Source organism: Curtobacterium sp. MCLR17_031 (assembly GCF_003234775.2).
GTDB classification, from domain to species: Bacteria; Actinomycetota; Actinomycetes; order Actinomycetales; family Microbacteriaceae; genus Curtobacterium; species Curtobacterium flaccumfaciens.
Genome location: NZ_CP126270.1, coordinates 580,025 through 605,574, shown reverse-complemented (window position 1 = coordinate 605,574; position 25,550 = coordinate 580,025). Strand labels below are relative to the sequence as shown.

Below are 25,550 nucleotides of genomic sequence, written 5' to 3'. Positions count from 1 at the left end.
GTCTGCCCTCGGACGCCCTAGCGTCCTCGGTCTGTGGGGGCGGCCCGACGAGCCACCCGGAGGGTCATCCGACCCGGGCGAGGTCCCAGACGGGCGGCACGTACGCGCGGGACCAGCCCTCGCGCAGGCGCGTCACGGCGCGGTCGAAGGCCTCGAGCAGGTCCATCTCCGGTCGCACCATGGACTGCAGCTGCAGCCCCTCGTAGGTCGCGAGCAGCTGCTCCGAGCCGCGGGCCGGTTCCATCGTGCTCGGCTCGCGCCCGAGCAGCACGTCGCGCTCCAGGGCGTGCTGCACGAAGGCGTGGAACCGTCGCCACCGGGCGTGCAGCATCGGCGCGAGCGGGTGCTCGGGCGATGCCGCGATGTTCAGCGTCGCCGTCAGGAACCGCATCAGCGACGGGTCGGCCACGTTCGCGGTGACAATCGCGCGCAGGAACCGGATGGTGCCGTGCTGCTCGGCCAGGGGCATGAGCGGCACGGTGCGGTCCTCGTTCCACCGGTCGATGGTCGCCAGCAGCAGGCCGTCCCAGCTCGGGAACGTGCGGCCGACGACGTCGGTGTCCACCCCGGCCGCAGCCGCGACGACGTCGGGGGTCACCTCGTGCAGCGGACGGGAACGCAGCGCCGTGATCATCCCGTGGATGACCTCGCCCCGCAGGGAGGGGTCGTCGGGGGTGGTCACCGGCGGCGTTTCGATGTGCATGCATACACTGCACCAGCCAGACGCGTCGGTGCACAGTCCCCCGAACGGGAACGCGCGTTCCCCGGACAGCGACCGGATCGTGTAGCACGGGGAACGATCTGTCTGTCCGCGGAGCGCGAGCCGTGCGGCCCCCCAGACCTGGGGGAAGATGACATGTCACGGAACTTCTAGGGTGGTGAAGTTCGCACCCGAAACGAAAGCTCACGTTGCCTCACCACCAGCGCTCCTCCCGCCTGCCCTTCATCGCCGCAGCCGCATCCGTCGCCGTCTTCGCTGGCACCCTGCTCGCCGCAGTCCCGAACACCGCGACCGCCGTGGAGGGAACCGGGACGAGCGCCCCCGCCCCCGCGCCGACCGACGTTCCGGCACCGTCCCCGACCACGGAGCCGACGAGCCAGCCGAGCCAGCCGAGCGAGCCCACGCCCGTTCCGACCAGCGCCCCGGCGCCGAGCACCGCCCCGACGGCCACGCCGAAACCGGTGCCGACCCCGACGCCCGCTCCGACACCGAGCAAGCTGACGTTCACCTACGCCGGCGACTCGCTCACGGCCATGGACGCCTCGTGGATGCGGCAGCTGAAGGACCCGACGATGGCCAACGTCGGGGGCACCTCGATCGGAGGAGCCACCTCGACGCGGATCCTCGAACGGAGCTCGGCGCACGATGCCGACGTCCTCGTCGTGATGGCCGGCACGAACGACCTGCGCTACGGGTACAGCACGAAGTCGATCCTGAACAACATCGACAAGATCACGAAGAAGGTCGGCGCGCGCCACGTCGTGATCGCCGCGATCGCGCCGTCGAACATCACGAACTACAGCAAGAAGCACATCGACCGCCGCAAGCAGGGCGAGATCCTGAACCGCGACCTGCAGAACCACGCACTCACCCGCGGCTGGATGTTCGTCGACCCGTGGGCAGCCGACCGCCGACTCGACGGCGGCTGGCCGTCCTCGCGCACCTACGACGGCGTCCACCCGACGGTCGCGATGTCCAAGAAGGTCTCGATCCGGATGCAGCAGGCGATCCACATCGCCGCAGAGGGCGCCAAGGGCGCAGCGGGCTAGCCCCCGGTCGCGTCGTGAGCCATACTCGCCCCATGCAGTGGGGACGGATCGCACCGGTCGTGGCACTCGTCGTGGTGCTCGGCGGCACCCTCGCGGGCTGCGCCCCCGAAGTCGGCAGCGGCACCGGCGCCCCCACGAACTCGAGCAACGACGACAACGTGCAGAGCACCGGGTGCACCGACTACGTCCAGCTGAAGACCCCGGCCGAACGCCGCGACGCCGCTGAACTCGTCGTCGACGCCGACGTCACCAAGACCGACCGCACCGTGGAACCGCAGGGCATCTACGAGGTGTACGAGGCGACGGTCACCGACGTCACGAAGGGTGACGCCGTCGCCCCCGGCGACACGATCCAGGTGATCAGCACCTCGGACGAGTGCGAGACGAGCGGCGAACCGGTCGAGTACCTCTCGGGCGACCCCCTCGCCGACGACGGCGCCTTCCGCCTGTACCTCTCCCACGACGGAGACGACGACGTCTGGCAGCTCGTCGTCCCCGGCGCCGCCGAGCCACGGCCCGCCGACTGACGCCACAGCCCGCCGGCTGCCACCGGGCCCGCTACGGCTGCTCCGGCACCGTCACGATCCGGTTCTGGTACGCCCACACCACGGCCTGCAGCCGCGACCGCACCCCGAGCTTCGGCAGCATCCGCGCCAGGTGCGACTTGACGGTCGAGACCTCGAGCACCAGGGCTACGGCGATCTCCTCGTTCGACATCCCCTGCGCCAGCAGCAGGAGCACCTCGCGCTCACGGGCGGTCAGCACACCGTCGGCCCGGTCGCCGGACACCGGCTGCAGGCTCCGCCGCGACACGAACTCCCGCAGCACCCGCCGGGTCAGGGCCTGGTCGAGCGTGCCGTTGCCCGCGGCGACCTGCCGCACGGCGTCGACGATCGTGTCCGGCTCGGCGTCCTTGAGCAGGAACCCGGAGGCACCGGCCTCGAGCGCCCCGAACACGTAGTCGTCCAGGTCGAACGTCGTCAGCATGAGCGCGGGGATCGCCGGCTCGGCGTCCGGTGCGCAGAAGATCCGGGCGAGTTCGATGCCGTTCATCACCGGCATCCGGATGTCCAGGCAGGCGACGTCGGGTCGCGTCTCGCGCGCCAGCGCGAGCGCCTCGCCGCCGTCGGCGGCCACACCGACCACCTCGATGTCCGGCTCCGCACCGAGGAGCGCGGACACCCCGGCGCGGACCAGGGGCTGGTCGTCCGCGACCAGCACGCGGATCACGCGACCACCCCGGGGCCGTCGGCGGCCTGCGTGGGCGCGGCAGGTGCCTCCCGGCCGAGCGCCAGCTCCACCAGCCATCCGCCGGTCGCGGTCGGGCCGGTCTGGAGGCGCGCCCCGACCAGGTCTGCCCGCTCGCGCATCCCCCGCAGGCCGTTGCCGCCCGAGGGAGAGGTCCCCGCTGCCGGCACGGTGGCCGGTGCGTTCTCCACCCGGATCACCACCCGGGTCACGTCGCGGTCGTCGATGGTGACGGTGCACGGGGCGGACGGGGCGTGCAGGGCGGCGTTGGCCAGTGCCTCCTGGACGGTGCGGTAGGCGGCGAGCTGCGCGAGCGGGCCGACGCCGTCGGCCAGCGGGCGGTCCCCCGGCAGCACGTCGAGCCGGACGTCGCTGCGGAACCGGGCACGTTCGGCCAGGTCGACGATCCCGGCGACCGTCTCGACGGCGCGCTCGGCGGGAGCGTCGTCCCGGAGCAGGCCGACCAGGCGGCGGAGGTCCTCGAGCACGGCGGTGCTCTGCTCGCGGACCTGGCGGGCGCCCTCGTGGGCACGCTCCGGGTCCGCGTCGATCTGCCGGTCGATGACGGCGGCCATCAGGGCGATACCGGACAGGTGGTGGGCGGCGATGTCGTGGAGCTCACGGGCCATCGCGGCACGTTCACGGGACACCGCGGCGTCGACCAGGGCGTCCTGCTCCCGGTTCACGGCGCTGGCCTCGGCGGTGCGGGCGACGCGGACCTCGCGGCGGGACTGCACGAGCAGGGTGACCAGCAGGGGCAGGCCGACCGCGCCGATCGCTTGCAGCACGCCCTGCCCGAGCGAGCCGGTGAGGGCCGTCGAGACGTCACCGCGGCCCGCGCCACCGGCGACGGCGGCCAGCACCGCGCTGCCGGCTGCCACCAGGGCAGCGGCGACCACGAGTGTCGGCCACAGGCGGGCCAGCGGGACGCGGAGTGCGGCGAGGACGACGGCGACGACCACGGGCAGTGCGGTGAGGCCGAACAGGTCGGACGACTCCGGGGCGAGCGCCGCGACCACCACCGGCAGGGCGGCGACCACGATCAGCACGGTGCGTGGTGCCCGGCGGGCGGCGAGCAGGGCGGCCGACTGGGCCAGCAGGCCGAGGGCCAGGATGCTCCACGCCAGGGTGAACGGTGCGGGGACCCGCATCGCCAGGGCGGGGCCGTCCGGCTCGAGGGCGTCCAGCGGCGGCAGACCGAGCAGCAGCCCGAGGGCGACGACGGCCGTGCCGAGGGCGACGAGGACGTCGACGCGGCGGGCGCGCTGCGCTGCCGGCTCGGCCGGTGCGCGCAGCGCGTCGTGCTCAGCGGGTGCCATCGTTGGATCCTACGAGGCGGGCGCGGGTGGGGACCGGTGCGTCGAGGGGCAGGGCGCGTCGGGCGGGGTCGTAGCCCAGGCGGCCACGGGTCACGGCGAGCAGCACCACGGCGGCGATCGTCGACATGATCGTCAGGCCGATCATCAGCGTGCCGGCGGTCATGCTCGGGTACATCTCGGGGAACAGCGTCGAGATCGTGTTGTTCACGCCGACGTGCAGCAGCAGGGCCAGGGGCAGGCTCTCGCGGGTCTTGTTGAAGACCTGGATCATCACGACGTTGAAGGTGATGGTGAACAGGGCGAACACGACGGGCTCGCTCCAGTGCGCGTTCGGCCAGCCGCCCCAGTCGCTGAAGTACAGCGGCATGTGCCAGAGCGCCCAGATCGGGCCGAGGATCGCGGCGGCGCCGAGGCCCCCGAAGCGGTGCTGCAGGCGGGGCAGGGCGAAGTCGCGCCAGCCGGGCTCCTCGCTCAGGCCGGTCGAGAACAGTTGGATGATCAGGCCGGGCACGAGCATGGCGAAGGCCAGGGCCGAGGGAGCCCGCACGTCGCCACCGGCGAACGGCAGCGCGGACACGACGATCAGGGCCGGCACGACGACGAGCGCCAGTGCGTACCAGTACCAGGCGACCCGCCAGCGGAACAGCCGTCCCACCCAGCGGCGGAGCCCCGCGCGACCGTCGGCGACCGCGGTGACGATGAACGCGCTGCCCAACGGGCCGAGGAGCGCACCGGGCAGGACGCCCGTGAACTGAGCGCTGCCCAGGACCTCGGGGAAGTGGATGTCCCACACGCCCATGCCGTGCGGCGACAGGATGTACGGCACCCACGCGAGCCAGCTCAGGCCGAGTGCCATGGTGAAGAAGGACACGAGCGGGTGCCGGGCGATGAGGCCGCGGACACCCCCTCGGTCGCGGGCTGCGGTGCCGGCGGTGGGCCGGACTTCGGTGGTGTTCGTCATGCACACGACGCTAGGAACCAGCGCGCTCGGGAACGACCGGCTTCGGGATGCACCTGCGGGAGTTCCATCGAAGGATGCAAGCGCCTTTCGCTCGGTTCGGCACTCCTGAACACGCCGTCGTCATCGCTCGACGACGGCGTCTTCCGAACCGACTCGGCCCGCAGGACCCCGACGTCTCGCGGGTCCGGTCAGGTAGCGCGCTGTGCGGCCACGTGGGCCAGGACGACGGGGTCCTCGCAGCCGCGGGCGAACCCCCGGATGCGCCGGTCGATGTCCCGCTGCAGCACCAGCACGCCGATGCGCTCGGCGATCGGGGCGAGCCACTTCGGCCGGCACGTGAAGTTGTAGCGCCAGGTCGCGAGGGTGTGCCCGGGCTGCCCCTCAGCCGCCTGGAAGCGCCATCCTCCGCCCATCCGCTCGAAGAACCACGAGCCCTTCGTCATCTTCATCCCCACGTTCGACGGCGGGTGGTACGAGACGTACTCGCTCTCCATCGCCAGCCCGAACCGCTGCACCGTGTACGTCCGGACGCCCTTCGCCGGCACGGTGGCCCCGTCCATCAGGTGCTGGCGGCGGATGAAGGGGTCCCAACGCTTCCGGATCGCCCCCTGTGTCTGCGAGACGGCGAAGGCCACGTCGGGCTCGACCGGGACGACGCAGCGGGACTCGACGACGGGCATGAATCATCCTCGCACGTGGCGGTCGCGCGGGCCTCCCCCACGCGGCGGACGTCAGGCCCGGTGCCGACCGGCACCGGGCCTGACGTCCCGCGATCCCGCGGGCCTGCGGTCAGCGCACGCGCCGTCGACGCCGCAGCGCCACCATCGCGGTACCCGCACCGAGCAGGAGCACCGCCGCGATGAGGCCCGGCAGGAGCGAGGCACCGGTGAACGCGAGGTCTCCGCTGCCCGTCCCGATGCCGTTCGTACCGCTCGTACCGGCCGGGCTCGTGCCGTCCGGCGTCAGGGCACCGGGAGCCGCTTCGTTGCCCGGGCCTCCGGCTGCGCTGCCGCCGCCCTGCCCGCCATTCCCGCCGTTCGCGGGCGGATCGACCTTTGCCGTGGTGACCACCGCTGCCGACACGTCGGCTGCCAACCCGGCGGGGTCGCTCAGGTGCAGCGCGGTGACGGTCCGGTCCCGCCCGCGGGTCCGCTGCTCGTTGAGCACGACCTTCCCCAGCCCGCCGGGCAGGGCGATCCGGGTGTTCGCCCGGATCGTGCCCGCCGGGATGGTGGTGCCCGCGATCTGCCCACCCGCGGTCGTCACGGTGGCACCGCCGTGGGTCACCCGGACACGGACGTCACGGAGCTCGCCGGCGATGCTCGTGCCCGGGTAGAGGACGACCCGTTCGAGTCGGACCTCGCCGCGGTCACTCGCCGACCGCACCGTGACCCCGTCGACACGCAGCTGTCCGGTGGCGCCGTCCCCGACCTCGTCCGCCCGCTCGGTCACGGTGGTGCCGTCGGCGGCGGGCGCAGCGACGGGTTGTGCCGGGACGTCGCTCGGTCCGGATGCCCGGAGTGCGAAGGCGTGCCAGCGTGCGATGGCCGGGTCGTGCGGCTCCGGTGTCGGCGTGGTGCCGCCCCCTCCCGGGGTCGGGTCCGGGGCGGGCTGCGCCGCCGCCAACGTCACCTGGCCGAGCAGCACGTCGGGGTGCGTCCCGGTCAGGTCCTCGTAGCGGAGCGCCGTGAGCGTGACGGTCCCGTCCGGGTTCTCGGTCCGTTCGCCGATGTGGACGCGGACCCGTTCGGTCCCGTCCGGGGCGAGCCCCGTGTACAGGTCCGTGGCGGTGTTGATCCACACCCCGTTGACGAACACGGCGTTCGACTCGTCGTCGAAGGAGACCGTCATCGTGCCGGCCGCCGTCACCTCGGCGTGCAACCCGTTCACGCGGAGTGCCGGCCAGCGGTAGGCGGCGACGGGGTCGGTGGCCTCGTCCGGGATCTGCTCGAAGTGCCCGACCGAGATGGTCGCGGTGTCGCCGTCGTCCCCGATCGCCGCCGTGACGTCGGTTGCCCGGGCGGGGTAGCCGGCGGTCGCGTCGATGCGGGCGGCGGAACGGTGTTCCCCGGCACTGGTGATCCGCGGCTGCGGGGCGACCAGCGCCGTACCGTCCGTCCCCCGGACGCCCACCCCGAAGGCGGCGGTGACCCGAGCGTCCGTCGGGCTGCTCGCCCTCGCCGGGATCGTGACGGCGCCGAGCCGCACGTCGGGGTGCGCCCCCGTCAGGTCGCGGTAGTGCAGCGCGGTCAGGGTCGTGCTGCCGTCCGCGTGCACCGTGCGCTCCCCGAAGGCCACGCTGACCCGCTCCTTGCCGTCAGCGTCGACGCCGGTGTACAGGTCGGTGGCGGTGTTGATCCACACCCCGTTGACGAACACCGCGTTCGACTCGTTCGCGAAGTCCACGGTCATCGTCCCCTCCGGCGTGAGGTGGGCGTCGAGGCCGTACACGCGCAGCGCTGGCCAGCGGTACTCCGCGACCGGGTCCGAGGCCCGGTCGGGGATCTGCTCGAACGAGTCGAGGTGCACGTCCGAAGTACCGTCCGCCGCAGTCGAGACGGTGACCCCACGTGCGGTCGACGGGGAACCGTCGGCAGCGTCGACCCGGTCGGCGGTGCGCTTCGCGACGCCGGTCACCGTGGGCTGCCCGTCGATGAGCACGGTTCCGTCCGGGGCAGTCACCTGCACACCGCTGACGCTCCGGGTGGCCAGGGCGTCGCCGTGGGCCGGGGTCGGCTGCGGCGCGGGATCAGGCGTCGGAGCCGGGGTCGGGGTGGGCGTCGGCGTCGGCGTCGGCGTCGGGGTGGGTGCCGGCCAGCGGTCACCCGCCGCGCAGGAGACCAATCCGGCACGGACGCGCCAGATCTCGGAGGCACCGGCTTCGGCGTCGATGCGGAGCGCGACCGTCGTCGTGGTGCCGTCGGCGGCCGTCGTGGTGCTGCCGACGACGACCTTGGTGGCGCCGTAACGGGACTCCGGCAGGTCGCGGCTCCACCCGGGCGTCGCGGTGGCCTCGGTGGTGACGTCGTCGCCGTCGATGGTCAGGCGGTCGAACGACACCGCGGGGGTACCGCCGGGAGTGCACGCGGCGCGGAGTCCGGTGAACACGACGGGGGGACGATCGCGCAGGGTGAACTCCCCGCTCGCGATCGTCGAGGTCGCCCCGTCCGGGCCGGCCTCCGAGCGCAGACCGCTCGTGCGGGTGGTGTTGAGCTTCAGGACGTCCTGCGTCGTGTCGACCCGGGCCACCGTCGGGTCGCCCGAGTCCCAGCGTACGGCCGGGGTCGGTGCGGTGAGCGTGCCACCGTCGATGTCGGTCAGTTCGACGCCCGACGCGGCGGCGAGGGTGGTGCCGTCGGCCGCGGTGTCCGCGCTGGCCGGCAGCGCGAGCATGGGCGCCACGAGGCCGATGCCGAGCAGCGCCGAGGCCGCGAGCGCGATGACGGAACTGGTGCGTGGACGATCGGTCATCGGCGGGCCTCCTCGGCGAACGCGGTGAAGAAGGCGCGGCCGGCGGGGACGCCGACCCCGGTCACGTCATCCCAGCCGGGTGCGGACCGGAGTCCCTGCCGGCCGGTGTCCCAGAGGAACAGGGTCTCGGGCCACAGCGCTCCGGCATCGGGCCCGCGCGGCGACCAGGTGGCAGCGGAAGCGGGGCGGACGTCGCGGACGGCGTCGGTCCCGAGCATCTCGTAGAGCATCGGCGTGACGAGCCCGATCCGGACCCCCGTGGCGGCCTTGGCCATGGCGACCATCGAGGCGACCATCGGCGTCGCCAGGCTCGTGCCGCCGTGCGTGACGTAGCCGGTCACGCCCTTGTGTGGCCCGTACACGACGAAGCCGGTGTTGGGGTCGCCGATCGACGCGACGTCGGGGACGAGTCGCCCGGTCCCCGGTTCGTCGAGCAGCTGGCGCTGCCACGTCGGTCGGTCGTAGACGTCGGACTGGCCGCCGCCGGCGCCGTACGCGAAGCCCGGCGGGATGAGGGCACCGTTGCGCGCGAAGCGGGTCTCGGTCTCCCAACCAGCCTCGACCGCGACGGAACCGTCACGTGCGAGCCCGGTGCTGGTCGCTCCGACCGCGGTCACGTACGGGCTGGACGCCGGCGACGACACGTCGGGGCCGGAGTCGTGGTCACCGACGGCGCTGTTGTCGCCGTCGTTGCCGGAGGACGCGAACACCGAGATGCCCCGGGCCCCCGCCTCGACGAGCACCCGGTTCAGCAGCGTCCGGTCGTCCGCGGTGTCCAGGTCCTCGGTGGACCCGAACGACAGGCTGATGACGTCCGCACTGCCGTGTTCGACGACGTCGAGGATCCGCGAGAACAACGAGGTGGTGCTGCAGTCGTCGGCACCCCAGTACTCGATGTCGGCGTCGGGGGCCATCGCGTGCACCGCCTGCACGTCGAGGTGCTGCTCCTCTGTCCAGCTCTGCGGCCCGCCGCAGCGGGAGGTGTCCGGCGACGCCGGAGCGTGGTGCTGGTACTGCCCCGAGCGGAACGGCTGGGCGCCCGCCGCCCGGAAGTAGGTGTCCGTGTTCGCTTCGACGTCGGGGTCGTCGTAGGCGGCGACGATCGCGATGGTCGCGCCGCGTCCGGTGTACCCGGCCGGCACGTCGTGGACCTCGCGCAACTGGGCCGGCTGGTACCCGCACAGCGCGTTCGATCGGTGCGTGACCGGCACCGATGCGGGCCAGTCCGTCGTGAGGCGCTCGCCCCACCATGCTGCGCACTGTCCGTCGTCGGCCAGGACCGGCGGTCGCGGGACGGCCTCACCCGGTGCCGGGGTGGGTGCCACCGCTGCTGCAGTGGTCGTCTCGGTCGGTCGGACGGCGTCGGAGTCAACGGCTCCGGACACGCCGACGACGGCGGTCAGCCCGCGTGGCACGGCGAGGGCGCGGACCGGTGCCACGGCGCTTTGTCCGGCGACGTCCCACCGCGCGAAGGAGGTGTGGAAGGCGTCCGCGATGCGCGCGGCCGTCCCGCGAACGGGCAGGGATGCGATCGAGCGCTCGACGGGGCCGACGTGGAGCCCGGCACCGCGCAACCAGGTCGCCACGGCCGGGGCGCGGTCGAGGCGCACGGGGTCAAGGAGGACGGTGAGGGACAACTCGTCGGCGGTCACCGGGTCACCGCGCTCGGCGTGTGCGGTCCAGGCGGGGACGGAGTCCGCGAGCGGTCGGTCGGGCGAGGGCGGTGCGGGACGCACGAGGAGCGCGCCGGGGATGATCACGGCGAGCGCGAGCGCACCGATGAGGAAGCGTGGACGCATGGGTTCCTGGTCTGCTGAGAGGCGGGGACGCAGCGCTGCGCGCTGCCACAGCGACCTTACATGCAACTGAGAATCGTTATCACTCGCAGGACACGAGCAGTACAGACAATCGGGAGGCCCGGTGTCAGCTGACACCGGGCCTCCTGTCCGTCAGGGGGTCAGACCACGGCGCGCAATGCGTCCGCGATGCTCGTCAGGGCCACGTCGACCTCGTCGGCCACGCGCTGATGCGTCGCCGTCGAGCGACGGTAGGGGTCGTCCACGTCGTCGTCGGCCGGGTCGGCGGGCGGCGGGACGGTGCCGCGAAGCCGGGCGACGCGCTCCACGAGTTCCTGCGGGGTCGTCACGTCGGCCAGGTCACCGGGCTCGAGGCCGGCGAGCACCCGCGCGAACTGCTTGATCGTGAAGGTCCGCTTGGAGGCCCGGGGCGCCAGGGAGACGGCGGCTGCACGGTGCGATCGCTCGGCGGTCAGCACCAGGTCAGCGCTCGCGACGATCTCGGCGGTCAGGTACCGCGACCGGTGCGCCGAGGGGTCGCCCCCGAGCCGGACGGACTGCTCGGCCGCGGCGGCGTCCATCGCGGCGCCGTCGTCGGCGATGGTGCCGGCCGACTCGACCACGAACGCGGGGGCGTCCGGGCCGAGTCGTGCCGTCAGGACCTGCGCTCCGAGCGGCGACCGGCAGATGTTGCCGCTGCAGACGAACAGGATCCGCATCGTCACGCTGCGTCGGTGCGCTCGCCAGCGCGCTGGTCGGCACGCTCGTCGTCGCCGAGCAGGTCGTGCCGCACGACGATGGCGTCACGGCCGGGGCCGACACCGATCGCGGAGATCCGTGCGCCGGACATCGCCTCGATCGCCAGGACGTAGTCCTGCGCGTTCTTCGGCAGGTCGTCGAAGGTGCGGGCTCCGGTGATGTCCTCGGTCCAGCCCGGGAACTCCTGGTACACCGGCTTCGCGTGGTGGAAGTCGGACTGGTTGACCGGGACCTCGTCGACGCGGACGCCGTCGACCTCGTACGCGACGCACACCGGGATCGTCTCGAGCCCGGTCAGGACGTCGAGCTTGGTGAGCACGAAGTCGGTCACGCCGTTGATGCGTGCCGTGTAGCGGGCGATCGGGGCGTCGTACCAGCCACAGCGCCGCGGGCGGCCGGTGGTGGTGCCGAACTCGAAGCCGTTGGCACGCAGGAACTCGCCCGACTCGTCGAACAGCTCGGTCGGGAACGGACCGGCACCGACGCGGGTCGTGTACGCCTTGACGATGCCGATGATCCGCTCGAGCTTGCCCGGGCCGATGCCCGAACCGGTCGCGGCGCCACCGGCGGTCGCGGACGACGAGGTGACGAACGGGTAGGTGCCGTGGTCGACGTCGAGCATGGTGGCCTGGCCGGCTTCGAACAGGACGGTCTCGCCGCGCTCGAGCGCACGGTGGATCTCGAGCGCGGTGTCGGCGACCATCGGGCGCAGGCGCTCGGCGAACGAGAGCAGCGACTCGACGACTTCTTCCGGGTCGATCGCACGGCGGTTGAAGACCTTGACCAGCAGGTGGTTCTTCTGGTCGAGCGCGGCCTCGACCTTCTGGCGCAGGATGTTCTCGTCGAAGATGTCCTGGATCCGGATGCCGACGCGGTTGATCTTGTCGGCGTAGGTCGGGCCGATGCCGCGACCGGTGGTGCCGATCTGGCGCTTGCCCAGGAACCGCTCGGTCACCTTGTCGACGGTGCGGTGGTAGTGCGTGATGACGTGGGCGTTGGCCGACACGAGCAGCTTCGAGACGTCGACGCCGCGGGCACGCAGGGCGTCGAGTTCCTGGAACAGCACCTCGAGGTCGACGACGACGCCGTTGCCGATGATCGGGGTCACGCCGGGCGTCAGGATGCCGGAGGGCAGCAGGTGCAGGGCGTACTTCTCGCCGCCGACGACGACGGTGTGGCCGGCGTTGTTGCCGCCGTTGAACTTCACGACGTAGTCGATGCGGGAGCCGAGGAGGTCGGTGGCCTTCCCCTTGCCCTCGTCGCCCCACTGGGCTCCGATGATGACTGCTGCGGGCATCTGGTTCTCCTCACGTTGGCGGAGGACCGCACACGGCCGTCCGGGCCGGTGGTCCACCCGAGTCTATCGGCTGGTCACCTGCGCGTCACCCGCTGTGACGTCCTATGGACGGCGGGCCGCCTGTCCACATCCGGCGCACCTGGATGTCCGTCCGGATCGGTCGGAGCACGGTCGGACGCGTCCAGATCCACGACGCGGAAGGAGCACGACATGAGCAGCATCGGAGACAAGGCGAAGGACTTCGCCGACAGTGACAAGGGCGAGCAGGCAACGGACGCCGGCCTCGACAAGGCGGGCGACGCGGCCGACAAGGCGACCGGCGGCGGACACGGCGACCAGATCGGCAAGGCCGAGGACGCGGCCGACGGCAAGATCGGCAAGTGACGTCCGAGACGTCACCAGAAACGGGACGGGAGGCGCGGTGCCAGCTGGCACCGCGCCTCCCGTCTGTCCGCCGGTGCGTCCCGAATCGCCCGGCCGACGCGGATCAGCTCCGGAAGAAGTCCTGGTACGACGGGTCGCCGACGGGCTGGGAGTGCCCCGGCTCAGCCAGGCGCTGCTCGATCATGGCCTGGATGACGTCCGGCGGGGTGAGTCCACGACGGCGCCACTCGACCGGGTTGGACCGGAGCTGGTTCAGCGTGCTCTGCATGGGAGCCACACTGGCACCACTTCACTAGTTTGTCTAACTACCTGTCCCGAACACGCGTTCAGGAGGCTGCCCAGCGCTTGGTGAGCAGAAGAGGTCGGATCCCCACTCGGGACCCGACCTCTTCTGCTCACCATGTGGCGCGTGAACCGCGCGCACCCTGTCCTAGCGGCGCGTGACCTTCGCGGTCGCCCCGGACTTGGCCGTGCCGTCCTTGTACCCGGAGGCGTGGGCCGTCACCTGCACGCTGATGCGGTGCCCGACGTCGGACGAGCCGAGCTTGTACTTGGTACCCGTTGCCGACTTGACGACCTTGCCGTCACGCAGCCACTGGTACTTGTAGGTCGCCTTCGTCGTGCTCCACGTACCGTGCTTCGCGGTGAGGGTCGAGCCGACCTTCGCCGTCCCGCTCACCGCGACCTTGCTCCCCTTCGCGAGCGCGAGCTTCGGCGGGACCACGTTGATCGTCGAGGTGTCGGCCTGCTTGCCCGCCGCGTTGTCGAGGTGGAGCAGCAGCACCGTCGCCTTGGTGACACCCGAGGCACGGGTGACCGTGAGCGAGTCGGCGTCGGCGAACAGCACGCCGGAGGTGCCGTCCTGCGAGAACGACAGCTTCGGCTTCGACGGGTCGAACGTGGCCGTCTTCGTCTCGTCCACGACCGAGGAACCGCTGGTGGCAGCACCCGGGGCGTAGGCCGACTCCGTCAGCACCGTGTAGTCGAACTTCTTCGACGAACCGATGGCCTCCGCAGCGACGGTCAGCACCTTCACCGAGCTGTCGAAGGTGTTCACGTCCTGTCCGGGCGCACCGCCGTTGAGCGGCTGGACGTCGACGACGGGGTCGACGTCGGGGTCGTCCAGGGCAGCCTTCGCCAGGTCGACCGTCGTGGCGAACGTGGCGTCCACGGCAGCCGACTTCGCGTTGTACACCAGGAAGTCGGGCTCACCGTCACGGTCCGTGTCGATGAGGACCTCGACGTTGGTCACGGCGCCCGGGTTCGCGTCCGGACCAGCGGTCTGCACGCCGAACGCCAGGGTTCCCGAGGACTTGTCGTACGACGCACCGTAGGAACGGACGTCGGCCGCCTGCAGCGAGCGCGTCGCCGAACCCTCGGGGAACGCCTCGGCGGGGTCGGTGCCGCCGAGCACGAACGGAGCGACGGCGGCGTGGTAGCCGGTCGTCAGTCCGCCCTGGTCGAGCGTGCGGCCCTTGAGCGTCAGCGAGGCCGACTTGCCCGGTCCCGTGAACGAGACCGTGGTCCGGGCCCGCACCGCGCTGACGGGCTTCGGGGCCACGTAGGCCCCGAGGCGCATCGGGTTGAGCGAGCTGTCGGTCGGCGCGAACGCCACGATGCCGGAAGCGGCGGCCACGAACTCGCGCTGGTAGCCCTGCTGGACGGCCTCCTGGGTCGGGTCGATGACCCGGCGGAGCTTCGTCGCGTCGGCGACCGAGAACGTCAGCGTGACCGACGCGGTGCCGTTGGCGGGCACCGTGACCTGCTTCGAGCTGAGCGCGAAGGTCACACCCGGCTGCGACACCTGCGGCTGGTACGACACGTTGTACGTGTGCGCCGTGCTGTCGGTGTTGTCGATCTGCAGGGTGCGGGTCTCGCTCGTCCCGCTCGCGACCTCGACGACGCCGAACGACGCGGTGACGAGCTGGTCGTTCTCGGCGCTGCGGACCGTGGTGCCGGCGGTGACCGCCTGCAGTGCGTCCACGCGACCGGTGCCCTGGCGGAGCAGGGTGGCCGAACGGTTGCCGTCCTTCACGTCGTGCGTCGCCGTGTTCATCAGGGCCGCCTTGACCTGCGGGGCGGACCAGGTGGGGTGCGACTGGAACGTCAGCGCCGCGATGCCCGCCACGTCCGGCGTGGCCATGGAGGTACCGCTCATCGACATGCGGCCGTCACCGGTGCCGTTGGCCGCGGAGATCACGTTGACCCCGGGGCCGGCGATGTCCGGCTTGACGATGTCGTCGAACGATCCGTGCACACCACGGCTGGTGAACGACGCGAGCGTGTTCACGGCGTCCGCCTCGATGGCGACCTCGAAGCCCTTGAGCTCGTCCGCGAAGCGCACGTGCAGGGTCCCCGCCTTGGCGGTGGCCTGGAGGCTCGCCACGCTCTTCGCGGTCAGCTCGGCACCCGGGATGGTCGCGTTGCCACCGATGCCGGATTCGAACGTGTCGAGCGTGCCCGCCAGCAGGACGCCGACACCGCCGGCAGCCTGGACGTTGTTGAAGCGCACGAGGGAACCGCACTCGAGCGCGGCGTCCGTCCACTTCAGCCAGACGACCTTGCCCGTGATCTTCGCGGCGTCAGCAGCGCTGAACGCTGCACAGCCGTCGATGTTCGCGGTCGGGACGACGACGTCGCCCTCGACGGGCAGGGTGCCCTTGAAGTTGGACGAGTACTGCGAGCGGTAGGTCTTCGCGACGTCGGCCGGCGCGGTGACCTGGACGCCGTCGTACAGCGACTGGCCGGTGGCGCTCGCGGCGACGGTGAGTGCACCCTCGGCGTTGCCCGGGGCCCCACCGATGTCGGTGAAGTCGTCGGCGTTGCCCGAGGCGATCACGGGGAGCACGCCGCGAGCGGTCAGTGCGTCGATCTTGGCGTTGTCGGGGTCGTCCGGGGCGCCGTAGTCGGAGCCGAGCGACAGGTTCAGGACGTTGATGTCCTTGCCCTCGGTGAGCGCCTGGCCCACCCAGTCGAGCGCCGCACCGGTGACGTCGGTCGACCCACCGTTGTCACCGAAGACCTTCAGGGCGTACAGGCCAGCCTCGGGCGCGGTGCCCGGACCGATCCACATGTCCTGCACCTGCTGCGTCGTGAGCTTGGTGTAGTCGCCGTCGAACTGCTGCTTGTCGGCGGTCAGGCCGTAGCCGGCGATCGAGCCGGACACGTGCGTGCCGTGGTCGCCGCCCTTGCCGTCGATCGGGTTGTCGTCGGGAGCCGGCACCGGGTCGTAAGCGTCCGGGTCCGACGGGTCGGCGTTGTAGGTCGCACCGGCGAAGTCGTACCCGCCCAGGAACTTCGACGCGTCGTACAGGCTGGGGTCCGGGGCGCCGCTGCTCGCGTTCGCCAGGGCCTGCTGGTACGCCTCGGTGGTGCCGGGGCCACCGAAGTCGGCCTGCGTGTAGTCGAGACCGGTGTCGAGGACGGCGACGTTGACGTCCTTGCCGGTGTGCCCGGTCTGCTGCCAGGCGTTGAGCGAGCGCGTGTAGACGTCGCTCGCGGCGTTCTTCGGCGCGACGCCGTCGGCGCCGGGCTGGACCAGGCTGGGGTCGACGCCCGAGGGAGCGGCGTCGGCGTTCTCGTTGACCGTCGGCTCGACGATCTTCTTCGGCGTGAGCGGGATGATGCTCTCGACGTCGGAGCGCTCGGCGATCTGCCGGAACGCGTCGACGTCGGCGACGACCGCGACGCCGGGGACGGTGTACTCGGTCGAGTAGAGCTCGGTCGCGTCGGCGTCGGCGCGCTTGACGGCCGACCGCACCGCGGCGACGGTCGACTGGATCGCCTCGACGCGGTTCTTGGCCGCGGAGGACTGGGTCCGCGACTTCGTCAGGTCCCCGCCCTTCGCCTTGGCGTCCACTTCGAGGGCACCCTGGCCGGTCGTGCGCACGAAGGCGGCGACGGTCTTCGTCGGCTTGGCGTCACGGAGCGGGGCAGAGAGCTTGAGGTCGGCCACCGAGATCCCGGCCGGAGCTGCGGAGGCCGCGCCCCCGACTGCGAGACCGCCACACGCGAGGGCCGCCACGGCGATGCCGGCGGTCAGGACGCGGGTGAAGCGATGGGGGGTGGGGTTCGGGTCGGTGTTCGGTGTTGCACGGTTCAAAGAGGGCACTCCTGGCTCAGTCCGTGGTTCGCATGAGATTCCTGTGAAGCTATGCGTTCGTTCTCAGGGAAGACAGTCCGCACTTTGGGGGACTCCCCTCGTCCGGGGGACGGAACCTGTTAAGTTGCACACACGTGTGCACGTTATTACGATGGGTTGCGTGACCACCACCGAGCAGCCCTCCCGCGCGCCCCGCCGCGACGCCACGGAGAACCGGGCAGCCCTCCTCGACGCGGCGAAGACCTGTCTGCAGCAGGACCCGGATGCCTCGATCGAGACGATCGCCGCGGCTGCGGGACTCTCGCGCCGTGCGGTGTACGGACACTTCCCCTCCCGCGACGACCTGGTGCGCGAGGTCGTGACCGCCGGTGCCGCCCGGATCGCCGCAGCCATGCCCACCGCATCGGACCTGCAGGAGCTCCCGCCGGCCGCACGCCTCGCCGCCATCGCGGTGACGCTCTGGACCGAGGTGTCGCACGTCCGCTCGATGGCCCGGGTCGCCGTCCGCAGCCCGTTCGCCGAACCCGTGGCCGAGGTGTTCGCGCCGTTGCGCTCGCAGGTACGCCAGGCGTGCGCGCTCGGGATCGCCGACGGCGCCATGCGGGACGACGTCGACCCCGAGACCCTCGGCCGTCTGGTCGAGGGCGCGTGCATCGCCGTCCTCGACGAGGCCACCCGTTCCGGCACGAGCGACGAGGACGGACGGCGCATGGTGGTGCTGTCGGCGCTGGGCATGGCCGGCATCGACTGGCGCACAGCACTGCTCTCCGAACCCGCTGCTCCCGCTCCCACTCCTGCCCCGAAGGACCACGCATGACGCTCGAACTCGACCACGTCGGCATCGGCGAGGAGCCCGGCGCACCCCTGCCCGTCGTCTCCGCCGTCGCCGCCCCGGGACGCCCCGGGGTCCTCGCCGTCGAGACCGAGCAGGCACCCGTGCTCGCGTCGCTCGTCGCCGGTGGCCGCATGCAGCCCGACACCGGCCGCCTGCTGCTCGACGGCCACGAGGACCCGGCAGCCGTCCGGCGCTCGTTCGCCCTCGTGGACACCCCCGGGGTCGCCGAGCCCTTCCCCGTCATGACCCTCAAGCAGATCGTGCGCGAGGAGCTCGCGTTCGCCGGGCAGCGCCCGAACCGTGAGCACGTCGACACCGTGCTCGACGAGCTCGGACTGCGGGACTACGTCGACACCGCCGTGCAGCGGGTGCCGACCGTCGTGCGCGTCCGGCTGCTGGTCGAACTCGCCCTGCTCCGCGACGGTGTGACCGGCATCGTGATCACCTCGCCCGAGCGGCACGGCGGCGCCGTCGAGGACTGGTTCCAGGTGGTCCGCGACGTCGCACGACGGGGCGTGACCGTGGTCCTCGTGACCTCGAAGGCCGCTGCCACCACCGTCGAGCACCTGCTCGACACGATCGACACGCACGACGACGTCGCGACGCTCGCGACGCCCCAGACCGAGGACCCCGAGGACGTGGCCCGAACCGACGGAACCGAGCCGGGCCTCCCGGCCGCTCCCTCCGTCACCGAAGCATCCGCAACCGTCCCGACGGAGGCACAGAAGTGACCACCACCTCGCTCGTCCGCGCAGAACTCGCGCGGCTCACCGCGACCCCGCTCGCACGCCTGGCGTTCATCGCGCTGATGATCGTGCCGCTGCTCTACGGCGGTGCTTACCTGTGGGCGAACCGCGACCCGTACGCGAAGCTCGACCAGATCCCCGCCGCGATCGTGAACCTCGACGCCGGTGCGACGCTGGACGGCGACCACGTCGACTACGGCAAGGACGTCACGAAGGAGGCCATCGACGGCGCCGACTTCAAGTGGACGAAGACGAGCGCCGCCGACGCCCGTTCCGGCGTCCGGAACGGCACGTACGACTTCGTCGTCACCATCCCGCACGACTTCTCCGAGCACCTGGTGTCCGCGCAGTCCGACGACCCGACGCAGGCGAAGCTCGTCATGACGACGGCCGACACGAACTCGTACCTGGCCTCGACCATCGCCGAGCAGGCGGGCAAGACCATGCGCACCGCCGTCGCCGAGCGTGTCGGCAAGCAGGCGGCGAAGACCCTGCTGGTCGGGCTCGCCGACGTGCGGGACAGCCTCGGCGACGCCGTCGACGGGGCCGATGAACTCGCGTCCGGCACCAAGAAGGCGGACCGGGGTGCGCACACGCTCGCCGACGGTACCGGCAAGCTGTCGTCCGGGGCGGCGGAGCTCGCGTCCGGCACGGCCGACCTGCCGTCGCAGACCCAGCAGCTGAACAGCGGGGCGCAGCAGGTGGCGTCGGGGGCGTCGACCCTGGCGTCCGGGCTGGCCAGCGCGCAGCAGCAGACGGCGGCACTGCCGTCGCAGACGCAGCAGTTGGACAGTGGGGCGCAGCAGCTGCAGTCCGGGCTGCACCAGCTCCGTGACCAGACGGCCTCGCTGCCGTCGGACTCTGCGCGCCTGTCCAGTGGCGCGTCGCAGGTCGCCACCGGGAACGCCACGCTGGCCGACGAGGCCGCACCGTTCATCGCGGGCGTCCAGCAGCTCTCTGCGCAGTCGCCGGAACTCGTCGCGTCGCTGAAGCCCGTCGTCCAAGCCTCCACGGTGCTCTCCGAGGAACAGAAGACCCGGCTGCTCGCCGGGCTCGACAACCTGCAGGCCGGCAGCACCGAGCTCGGTACCGGTGCCGGCGACCTGTCCGGCAACCTGCAGAAGCTCAAGACCGGCAGCGCGCAGGTGTCCGCGGGCGCCTCACAGCTCGCCGAGCAGGCCCCGGCGCTGACGAGCGGCATCCAGCAGCTCTCCGACGGCTCGGACACGCTCGCCGCCGGCACCGGCAAGCTCGCCGCGAAGGCCCCGGAGCTGTCGTCCGGGATCGCGGACGCGGCCACGGGCGCCTCGACGCTCTCGTCGGGAGCTTCGAAGGTGGCCGACGGCACATCGAAGCTGGCCTCGGCCGCTCCGACGCTGTCGTCCGGTGCATCGCAGCTCGCGACCGGTGCGAAGACCGCCGACCAGGGCGCCTCGTCGCTCGCGTCAGGGTTGGACAAGCTCACGACCGGATCGTCGAAGCTCGCGTCGTCGCTCGACGAGGGCCGCACGAAGATCCCGGCGTCGAACGCCTCGGAGCGTGCGTCGCAGGCTTCGGTCATCTCCGACCCGGTCAAGGTCGGGGACGACAACGTCGCCGCCGCGTCGAACTACGGTGCCGGCCTCGCGCCGTTCTTCATCTCGCTCGCGGCCTGGATCGGCATGTACGCGCTGTTCCTCATCCTCAAGCCGATCTCGAAGCGTGCGATCACGGCGGTGCGGAAGCCCCTCGCGGTGGTGTTCGGCGGCTGGCTGACCCCGGCACTCCTCGGCCTGGTGCAGATGGTGGCGCTGTTCTTCATCGTGCGCTTCGCCCTCGACCTGAACGTGGTGCACGTCGGCGGCACGATCGGGATCATGGTGTTGGCCTCGGCGACCTTCGCGGCGATCATCATGGCGCTCAACGTGCTGCTCGGATCGGTGGGGCAGTTCCTCGGCCTGGTGCTCATGCTCGTGCAGCTCGTCACCGCCGGTGGGACGTTCCCGTGGCAGACGTTGCCGGGGCCGTTGGCGGCGCTGCACTTCGCGCTGCCGATGACGTACTCGGTGGACGCGATCCGGCAGACGATGTACGGCGGGAACCTCGGCGCCGCGTGGTCCGACGCGGGCGTGCTGCTCTGCTGGCTGCTCGGGGCGCTCCTGGTGTCCTTCGTGGTCACGGCGCGGCAGACCCGCTCCCGCACGCTGCGCGACCTGCGCCCGAGCCTGATCGGGTAGCGGGGCGCCGGGCGGCGCGGGCGGGCGCTCGCGCGCACGCTTCGTGAGCAGAAGAGGTCGGGTGACATCAGGTCACCCGACCTCTTCTGCTCACGAAGTGCGTTCGCCGAGCGGTTGGTGCACCATCCCGCCGCCGAGGGTGCTCAGGTCGTCGGTCGGCAGGGCTGCTCGGGCGTCCGCATCGAGCACGGCGGACGCGTCATCGAGGGGGTGGAACCCGATGCGCCCCCCGGCGGACAGGTCAGCCGGCGATCCGGTGTTCCGCGACAGGGCCCAGACCACGTGGTGCCCGGGGTCGCGGAGTGACACGGTCGCGAGGACCAGGCGCGTCAGGTCGTCGGGCGAGGTCCACATGAGCAGCCCGCGGGTCGTCGGCGGCAGCGCACCGAACGCGCCGATCCGCGCCGACACGATCGACATCTCGTGCCGGTCGGCGAACAGGCTGCCGAGCAGTTCCATCGCGGCCTTCGTCACGCCGTAGTACGTGTCCGGACGGGGCAGCCGGTCGCCGGGCACGCTCCCCGGCTGGTCGAGGGGTTCGGGCACCAGCCCCACCGCGTGGATCGAGCTGGCCTGCACCACCCGGAGCACCCCGGCGGCGGCCGCCCGTTCGAGCACGTTCTTCGTGCCGGTCAGGTTCGCCGCGATCAGGTCGTCCCAAGCGGCCTCGGTCGGGATGCCCGCCAGGTGGACCACGGTGTCGACCCCGGCGAGCGCATCGTCCAGCGCAGCCGGGTCGTTCACCGATCCGGGTACGAACCGTTCCCCGGCGACGACCGGATCGTGGGGCTGCTGTTCGTCGAGCAGCACGAGGTCGTGTCCCGCGGACCGCAGTCGAGGACGCAGGGCGCTCCCGATCCGGCCCGCGGCTCCGGTGATGAGCAGCGTCGCCATGCCGCGGACGCTACCCCCGGCGCGCGAGCAGCGACCTCAGCTGTGCGACCGCGCCGAACGCCGGGGTGTCGAGGTCGGACTTCGTCCACCGGACGACCGCCCAGCCGAGTCGTTCCATCTCGCGGTAGCGGCGGAGGTCACGGCCCCACTGCTCGGCGTCGGTCCGGTGGTGGTCGCCCTCGTACTCGATGACGATGCGCTGCTCCGGGTAGGCCAGGTCGACGCGGCCGACGAACCGGCCGGCTTCGTCCAGCACGTCGACCTGCAGTTCGGGCTCGGGCAGCCCCGCGCGGACGATCGCCAGCCGCGCTCGGGTCTCCTGTGGCGACCCGGCCCCCACCCGCACGAGCTCGAGTGCCACGCGCAGTCGTCGGACACCCGATCGCGCTCCGGCCAGGGCGACGGCGGCAGCGAGGTCGTCGATCGTCGTCCTGCACCGTCGTTCCGTGACGATGGCGTCCCCGAGCACGACGAGCTGGTCGACCGAGAGCATCGCACCGCAGTCCACCCACAGCGCCGCGGGTGTGCTCGTCGGCATCCCCCACCGCTCCGTCACCCGGGCGCGGTCCGGTGTGATGCGGTGCCCGACGACCCCGTGGCGGCGCGGCTGCGCGATCGGCACGGGACTCGTGACGTGCACGGGGCCGTCGGCGGCAGGGACCGGCAGCTGCCAGAGGACCGCCGCCGAGACGTGACTGATGAACTGCCCGGGAACCAGGACCGGCCGGAACGCCCGGATCCGGTGGACCGGGTCGGGCGGACGGTCACGTGCCCATCGGATCGACCGGGTCGGCCGGATCAGGTCGCGCCGTCGGAGTCGTTGTCGGGAGACGCCCGCGCGGTCGGCGGCACCGACGTCGAACGCGCGCCCGCGCAGCGGTGTCGGAAGTGGTCGTGCTCGCATGACGACCACGCTCGCGCCCCGCGCCCACTGCCCGCGCGCCGAACGCGACTTCTGTGCACAACGCACCCCGGGCCTCCCGTGTGGAGGACAAGCCACGCGCGGATCGTGAGCAGCAATGGTCGGGTCGCCGCCCCGCATCCGACCATTTCTGCTCACGAAACGAAACCGACCCACCGAACAACCGACGACCCGCACCCGCACGACCCACCCCGCACCCCACCGCCCGGCCCATGTCACGTCAACCGCTACGATCGACGCACGAGCCAACGGAGGTCGAAGCGCATCATGGGAGACGGCAAGCCCGCGACCATCTACGACGTCGCCGCACGCGCCGGGGTCTCGAAGTCCCTCGTCTCCCTCGTGCTGCAGCGCTCCCCCCGGGTCAGCGACCAGCGCCGGGCCGCCGTGCTCAAGGCGATCCAGGAACTCGACTACCGCCCCTCGACCGCGGCCGTCTCCCTCGCCGGCACGCGCAGCCGCACCATCGGCGTGGTCCTCGACGACTTCCGCAACCAGTGGTTCGTGGACCTGCTCACCGGCCTGCGCGAGAGCCTGCAGGACCAGGGGCACCGGCTCGTGGTCGCCGACCGGTTCCTCAACACGGGGCTCGATGCCTCTCCGGTCGAGGGCTTCCTCTCCATGCGCGTCGAGGGCATCGTGATCGCCGGCGAGCCCACCACCGACCTCGCGATCCCCGCCTCGATGCCGCTCGTCATCGCCGGTGGCCGCGTGGCGATCCCCCGCGCGGACACCGTGGCGAACGACGACCACGCCGGTGGCGGCATCGCGGCGCAGCACCTGCTCGACCTCGGCCACACCCGACTCGGGTTCGTCGGTGCGAGCTCGGCGGCCTCGGCCGAACGCCAGTCCGGGTTCGAGCAGGCCGCGGCGACCCGTGCGTCCGTCGTCACGACGGTCCTGCCGGGTGAACCCACCGAAGAGGCCGGTTCCCGCGCCCTCGGCATGCTCCTCGACGAGCACCCGGACGTCACGGCCGTCTTCGCCGCGAACGACGTGATGGCCCTCGGTGCCCTGTCGGAGCTCGCCGAACGCGGGTTGCGCGTCCCCGAGGACGTCTCCGTCATCGGCTACGACGACACCCCGGTGGCCGCGATGCGGTACGTCGGCCTGACGAGCATCGACGACCGCAGTGTCGAGATCGGTCGCGGCGCCGGCGAGCGCCTGCTGGCCCGCATCGCCGATCCGCGGATCGCCGCCACGGAACTCCTCGTCGAACCCCGCCTGGTCGCGCGCCGCACCACCGCCGCTCGCTGACGCGTCAGCACGGACCCTGGCCTGGAGGCCCGTCCCGCGTCCGCCCCGCCCGCTTCGTGAGCACAAATGGTCGGGTCCAGGGCCCGTACCCGACCATTTCTGCTCACGGAGTCGCGCTGGGCAACTCCGCGTGCTGGACGACCCACGAGTGCATGACGATCGCCGCGGCGGCCGAGGCGTTGATGCTCCGCGTCGACCCGAACTGCGTGATCTCGAGGTGTGCGTCGGCACCGGCGACCGCCTGCTCGGTGAGCCCGGGGCCCTCCTGCCCGAACAGGAACACGCAGCGCTCCGGGATCGTCGCGGTCTCGATGCGTTCGGCACCCGGGGTGTTGTCGATCGCGACGACGGGCCGCTGTTCCTCGGCCATCGCGGCGAGGAACGCATCGACGTCGGGGTGGTAGCGGACGTGCTGGTACCGGTCGGTGACCATCGCCCCGCGCTTGTTCCACCGGCGTCGCCCGATGATGTGCACGGTGCCGGCCAGGAACGCGTTGGCGCTCCGCACGATCGACCCGATGTTCAGGTCGTGCTGCCAGTTCTCGATCGCCACGTCGAACGCGTGCCGGCGGGTGTCGAGCTCGGCGACGATGGCGTCCATCGACCAGTACCGGTAGCGGTCGAGCACGTTCCGGGAGTCCCCGGCTGCCAGCAGCTCCGGGTCGAGCCGCGGGTCGTCGGGCCAGGGTTCCGGGTGCGGCCCCACCCCGTTGGTCGTCAGCTCGTGCGACGGTTCGGGCGCAGTGGTCACCCGACCAGCGTACGGCGCACACGGCACCGGCCCGACGACGGCAGCGCCCGGCGGCGCCGCGGGCTCAGGCGGTGCCGGACCCGTGGGCGATGCGCGACTCGATGCCGGCGATCAGGATGTCGAGGCCGAGCGCGAACCGGTCGTCGTAGGAGTGCTCGCCGAGGATCTCGCCCACCAGCCGGTGCCGCTCGGGGCGTCCGGCCTCGGAGTCCCCGCGCCCGACCTGCACCCCGGCGTGCCCGACCACGAAGTCGTAGACGACGAAGAAGGTGTACATCGCCTCGGCCGGCGGCAGCCCGGCGTCCTGCAGGGCACCGACGACCTTCGCCACGACGGCGTCGGACTCGGTCGAGGCGAGCGGGGCGCGCTGGCTGTGCGACTCGAGCACGAGCGGGTGGGTGCGCATCAGGTCGCGGAACGTCGTGGCGAAGGTGCGGACGACGGCGTGCCACTCGTCCGGCCAGACGAAGGTGGCGGTGAACTCGTCGACGGTTCGGCGGACGAGTTCGGCGTGCAGGTCGTCCAGCCCGCCGATGGTCCGGTGCACGGTCATCGGAGCAACCCCGAGCCGCACGCCCAGGGCTCGGAAGGACAGCCGGTCGAGGCCGTCCTCGTTCGCGATGGTCGTGGCGGCGTCGATCACCTGCTCGCGGGAGAGCACGTTCGGGCGGCCTCGGCGTCGTCGCGGCGTCACCTCGAGCTCCGTCTCCGACACCGGGGTGGGTCGGGGCGCGGCGGTCGGGGTTCCGGGTTCGACGAGCACGAGGGGCCTCCTTGATTCGGTACGTGTCCCGAAAAGCGTAGGGCAAAAGCCGACCGCGG

At 71.9% G+C, this 25,550-nt stretch carries 22 protein-coding genes; 7 read left to right on the top strand and 15 right to left on the bottom strand.

The window, feature by feature from the left end; translation table 11 throughout:
- Positions 1 to 64 precede the first annotated feature (64 nt).
- The gene (locus DEI96_RS03015; protein WP_111024277.1) at positions 65 to 703 is read right to left on the bottom strand and encodes a TetR/AcrR family transcriptional regulator; all 639 of its coding nucleotides are present in this window, start codon (positions 701 to 703) and stop codon (positions 65 to 67) included.
- 206 nt (positions 704 to 909) lie between these two features.
- On the opposite strand from DEI96_RS03015, the gene DEI96_RS03010 reads away from it, so the two are divergent.
- A complete protein-coding gene (locus DEI96_RS03010) occupies positions 910 to 1,770 on the top strand; it encodes an SGNH/GDSL hydrolase family protein (RefSeq protein WP_111024278.1) in 861 nt (286 codons plus the stop codon).
- A 32-nt stretch (positions 1,771 to 1,802) separates the two neighbouring features.
- Positions 1,803 to 2,297, top strand: coding sequence for a hypothetical protein (locus DEI96_RS03005; protein WP_111024279.1), 495 nt, complete (start codon positions 1,803 to 1,805; stop codon positions 2,295 to 2,297).
- Positions 2,298 to 2,328: 31 nt separating this feature from the next.
- Here DEI96_RS03005 and DEI96_RS03000 read toward each other — a convergent pair whose 3' ends face one another.
- The 8 genes from DEI96_RS03000 to DEI96_RS02965 all read right to left on the bottom strand — a co-directional run bounded on the left by DEI96_RS03000 (position 2,329) and on the right by DEI96_RS02965 (position 12,621).
- Positions 2,329 to 3,000 carry a response regulator gene (locus DEI96_RS03000; protein ID WP_111024280.1) on the bottom strand — a complete coding sequence of 224 codons (672 nt, stop codon included), beginning with the start codon at positions 2,998 to 3,000 and terminating at the stop codon, positions 2,329 to 2,331.
- Complete coding sequence (locus DEI96_RS02995; RefSeq protein ID WP_111024281.1) at positions 2,997 to 4,337, bottom strand: sensor histidine kinase; 1,341 nt, start codon at positions 4,335 to 4,337, stop codon at positions 2,997 to 2,999. Before DEI96_RS02995 ends, DEI96_RS03000 begins: the two co-directional genes overlap by 4 nt.
- Positions 4,324 to 5,298: a CPBP family intramembrane glutamic endopeptidase gene (locus DEI96_RS02990; protein WP_111024282.1), complete on the bottom strand. Its 975-nt coding sequence runs from the start codon at positions 5,296 to 5,298 to the stop codon at positions 4,324 to 4,326. The genes DEI96_RS02995 and DEI96_RS02990 overlap by 14 nt, the downstream gene beginning before the upstream one ends.
- A gap of 188 nt (positions 5,299 to 5,486) precedes the next feature.
- A complete protein-coding gene (locus DEI96_RS02985) occupies positions 5,487 to 5,978 on the bottom strand; it encodes an SRPBCC family protein (protein WP_111024283.1) in 492 nt (163 codons plus the stop codon).
- 109 nt (positions 5,979 to 6,087) lie between these two features.
- Positions 6,088 to 8,769, bottom strand: coding sequence for a hypothetical protein (locus DEI96_RS02980; protein WP_284183625.1), 2,682 nt, complete (start codon positions 8,767 to 8,769; stop codon positions 6,088 to 6,090).
- A complete protein-coding gene (locus tag DEI96_RS02975; protein WP_111022790.1) occupies positions 8,766 to 10,568 on the bottom strand; it encodes a S53 family peptidase in 1,803 nt (600 codons plus the stop codon). The genes DEI96_RS02980 and DEI96_RS02975 overlap by 4 nt, the downstream gene beginning before the upstream one ends.
- Positions 10,569 to 10,726: 158 nt before the next feature.
- A complete protein-coding gene (locus DEI96_RS02970; RefSeq protein ID WP_258372752.1) occupies positions 10,727 to 11,284 on the bottom strand; it encodes an arsenate reductase/protein-tyrosine-phosphatase family protein in 558 nt (185 codons plus the stop codon).
- 2 nt (positions 11,285 to 11,286) lie between these two features.
- On the bottom strand, positions 11,287 to 12,621 hold the full coding sequence (locus DEI96_RS02965) for an adenylosuccinate synthase (protein WP_017886319.1): 1,335 nt from the start codon (positions 12,619 to 12,621) through the stop codon (positions 11,287 to 11,289).
- 210 nt (positions 12,622 to 12,831) lie between these two features.
- On the opposite strand from DEI96_RS02965, the gene DEI96_RS02960 reads away from it, so the two are divergent.
- Positions 12,832 to 13,005, top strand: a complete 174-nt coding sequence (locus DEI96_RS02960; protein ID WP_111022788.1) for an antitoxin — start codon at positions 12,832 to 12,834, stop codon at positions 13,003 to 13,005.
- Positions 13,006 to 13,108: 103 nt separating this feature from the next.
- Here DEI96_RS02960 and DEI96_RS02955 read toward each other — a convergent pair whose 3' ends face one another.
- Both DEI96_RS02955 and DEI96_RS02950 read right to left on the bottom strand, forming a co-directional pair.
- Positions 13,109 to 13,273 carry a hypothetical protein gene (locus DEI96_RS02955; protein ID WP_156155336.1) on the bottom strand — a complete coding sequence of 55 codons (165 nt, stop codon included), beginning with the start codon at positions 13,271 to 13,273 and terminating at the stop codon, positions 13,109 to 13,111.
- A 162-nt stretch (positions 13,274 to 13,435) separates the two neighbouring features.
- Positions 13,436 to 17,107, bottom strand: coding sequence for a S8 family peptidase (locus DEI96_RS02950; RefSeq protein WP_111022787.1), 3,672 nt, complete (start codon positions 17,105 to 17,107; stop codon positions 13,436 to 13,438).
- Positions 17,108 to 17,267: 160 nt separating this feature from the next.
- Here DEI96_RS02950 and DEI96_RS02945 point away from each other — a divergent pair, with 160 nt between their 5' ends.
- The 3 genes from DEI96_RS02945 to DEI96_RS02935 are packed head-to-tail and all read left to right on the top strand — an operon-like array spanning position 17,268 to position 20,904.
- Positions 17,268 to 17,924, top strand: coding sequence for a TetR/AcrR family transcriptional regulator (locus DEI96_RS02945; protein WP_111022786.1), 657 nt, complete (start codon positions 17,268 to 17,270; stop codon positions 17,922 to 17,924).
- Positions 17,921 to 18,673, top strand: coding sequence for a hypothetical protein (locus DEI96_RS02940; protein WP_111022785.1), 753 nt, complete (start codon positions 17,921 to 17,923; stop codon positions 18,671 to 18,673). The genes DEI96_RS02945 and DEI96_RS02940 overlap by 4 nt, the downstream gene beginning before the upstream one ends.
- A complete protein-coding gene (locus tag DEI96_RS02935; RefSeq protein ID WP_111022784.1) occupies positions 18,670 to 20,904 on the top strand; it encodes a YhgE/Pip family protein in 2,235 nt (744 codons plus the stop codon). The genes DEI96_RS02940 and DEI96_RS02935 overlap by 4 nt, the downstream gene beginning before the upstream one ends.
- Before the next feature lie 90 nt (positions 20,905 to 20,994).
- Here DEI96_RS02935 and DEI96_RS02930 read toward each other — a convergent pair whose 3' ends face one another.
- Together DEI96_RS02930 and DEI96_RS02925 are read right to left on the bottom strand one after the other, a co-directional pair.
- Positions 20,995 to 21,798, bottom strand: coding sequence for an NAD-dependent epimerase/dehydratase family protein (locus DEI96_RS02930; RefSeq protein WP_111022783.1), 804 nt, complete (start codon positions 21,796 to 21,798; stop codon positions 20,995 to 20,997).
- Between the two features lie 10 nt (positions 21,799 to 21,808).
- Entirely contained in the window at positions 21,809 to 22,702 is an 894-nt protein-coding gene (locus DEI96_RS02925) for an endonuclease domain-containing protein (protein WP_111022782.1), read from the bottom strand.
- A 285-nt stretch (positions 22,703 to 22,987) separates the two neighbouring features.
- Here DEI96_RS02925 and DEI96_RS02920 point away from each other — a divergent pair, with 285 nt between their 5' ends.
- Entirely contained in the window at positions 22,988 to 23,977 is a 990-nt protein-coding gene (locus tag DEI96_RS02920) for a LacI family DNA-binding transcriptional regulator (protein WP_111022781.1), read from the top strand.
- 103 nt (positions 23,978 to 24,080) lie between these two features.
- Here the strand turns inward: DEI96_RS02920 and DEI96_RS02915 are convergent, their stop codons facing one another.
- Together DEI96_RS02915 and DEI96_RS02910 are read right to left on the bottom strand one after the other, a co-directional pair.
- Positions 24,081 to 24,728, bottom strand: coding sequence for a TrmH family RNA methyltransferase (locus DEI96_RS02915; RefSeq protein ID WP_111022780.1), 648 nt, complete (start codon positions 24,726 to 24,728; stop codon positions 24,081 to 24,083).
- Positions 24,729 to 24,792: 64 nt separating this feature from the next.
- Positions 24,793 to 25,491 carry a TetR/AcrR family transcriptional regulator gene (locus tag DEI96_RS02910; protein ID WP_181440479.1) on the bottom strand — a complete coding sequence of 233 codons (699 nt, stop codon included), beginning with the start codon at positions 25,489 to 25,491 and terminating at the stop codon, positions 24,793 to 24,795.
- Positions 25,492 to 25,550 lie beyond the last annotated feature (59 nt).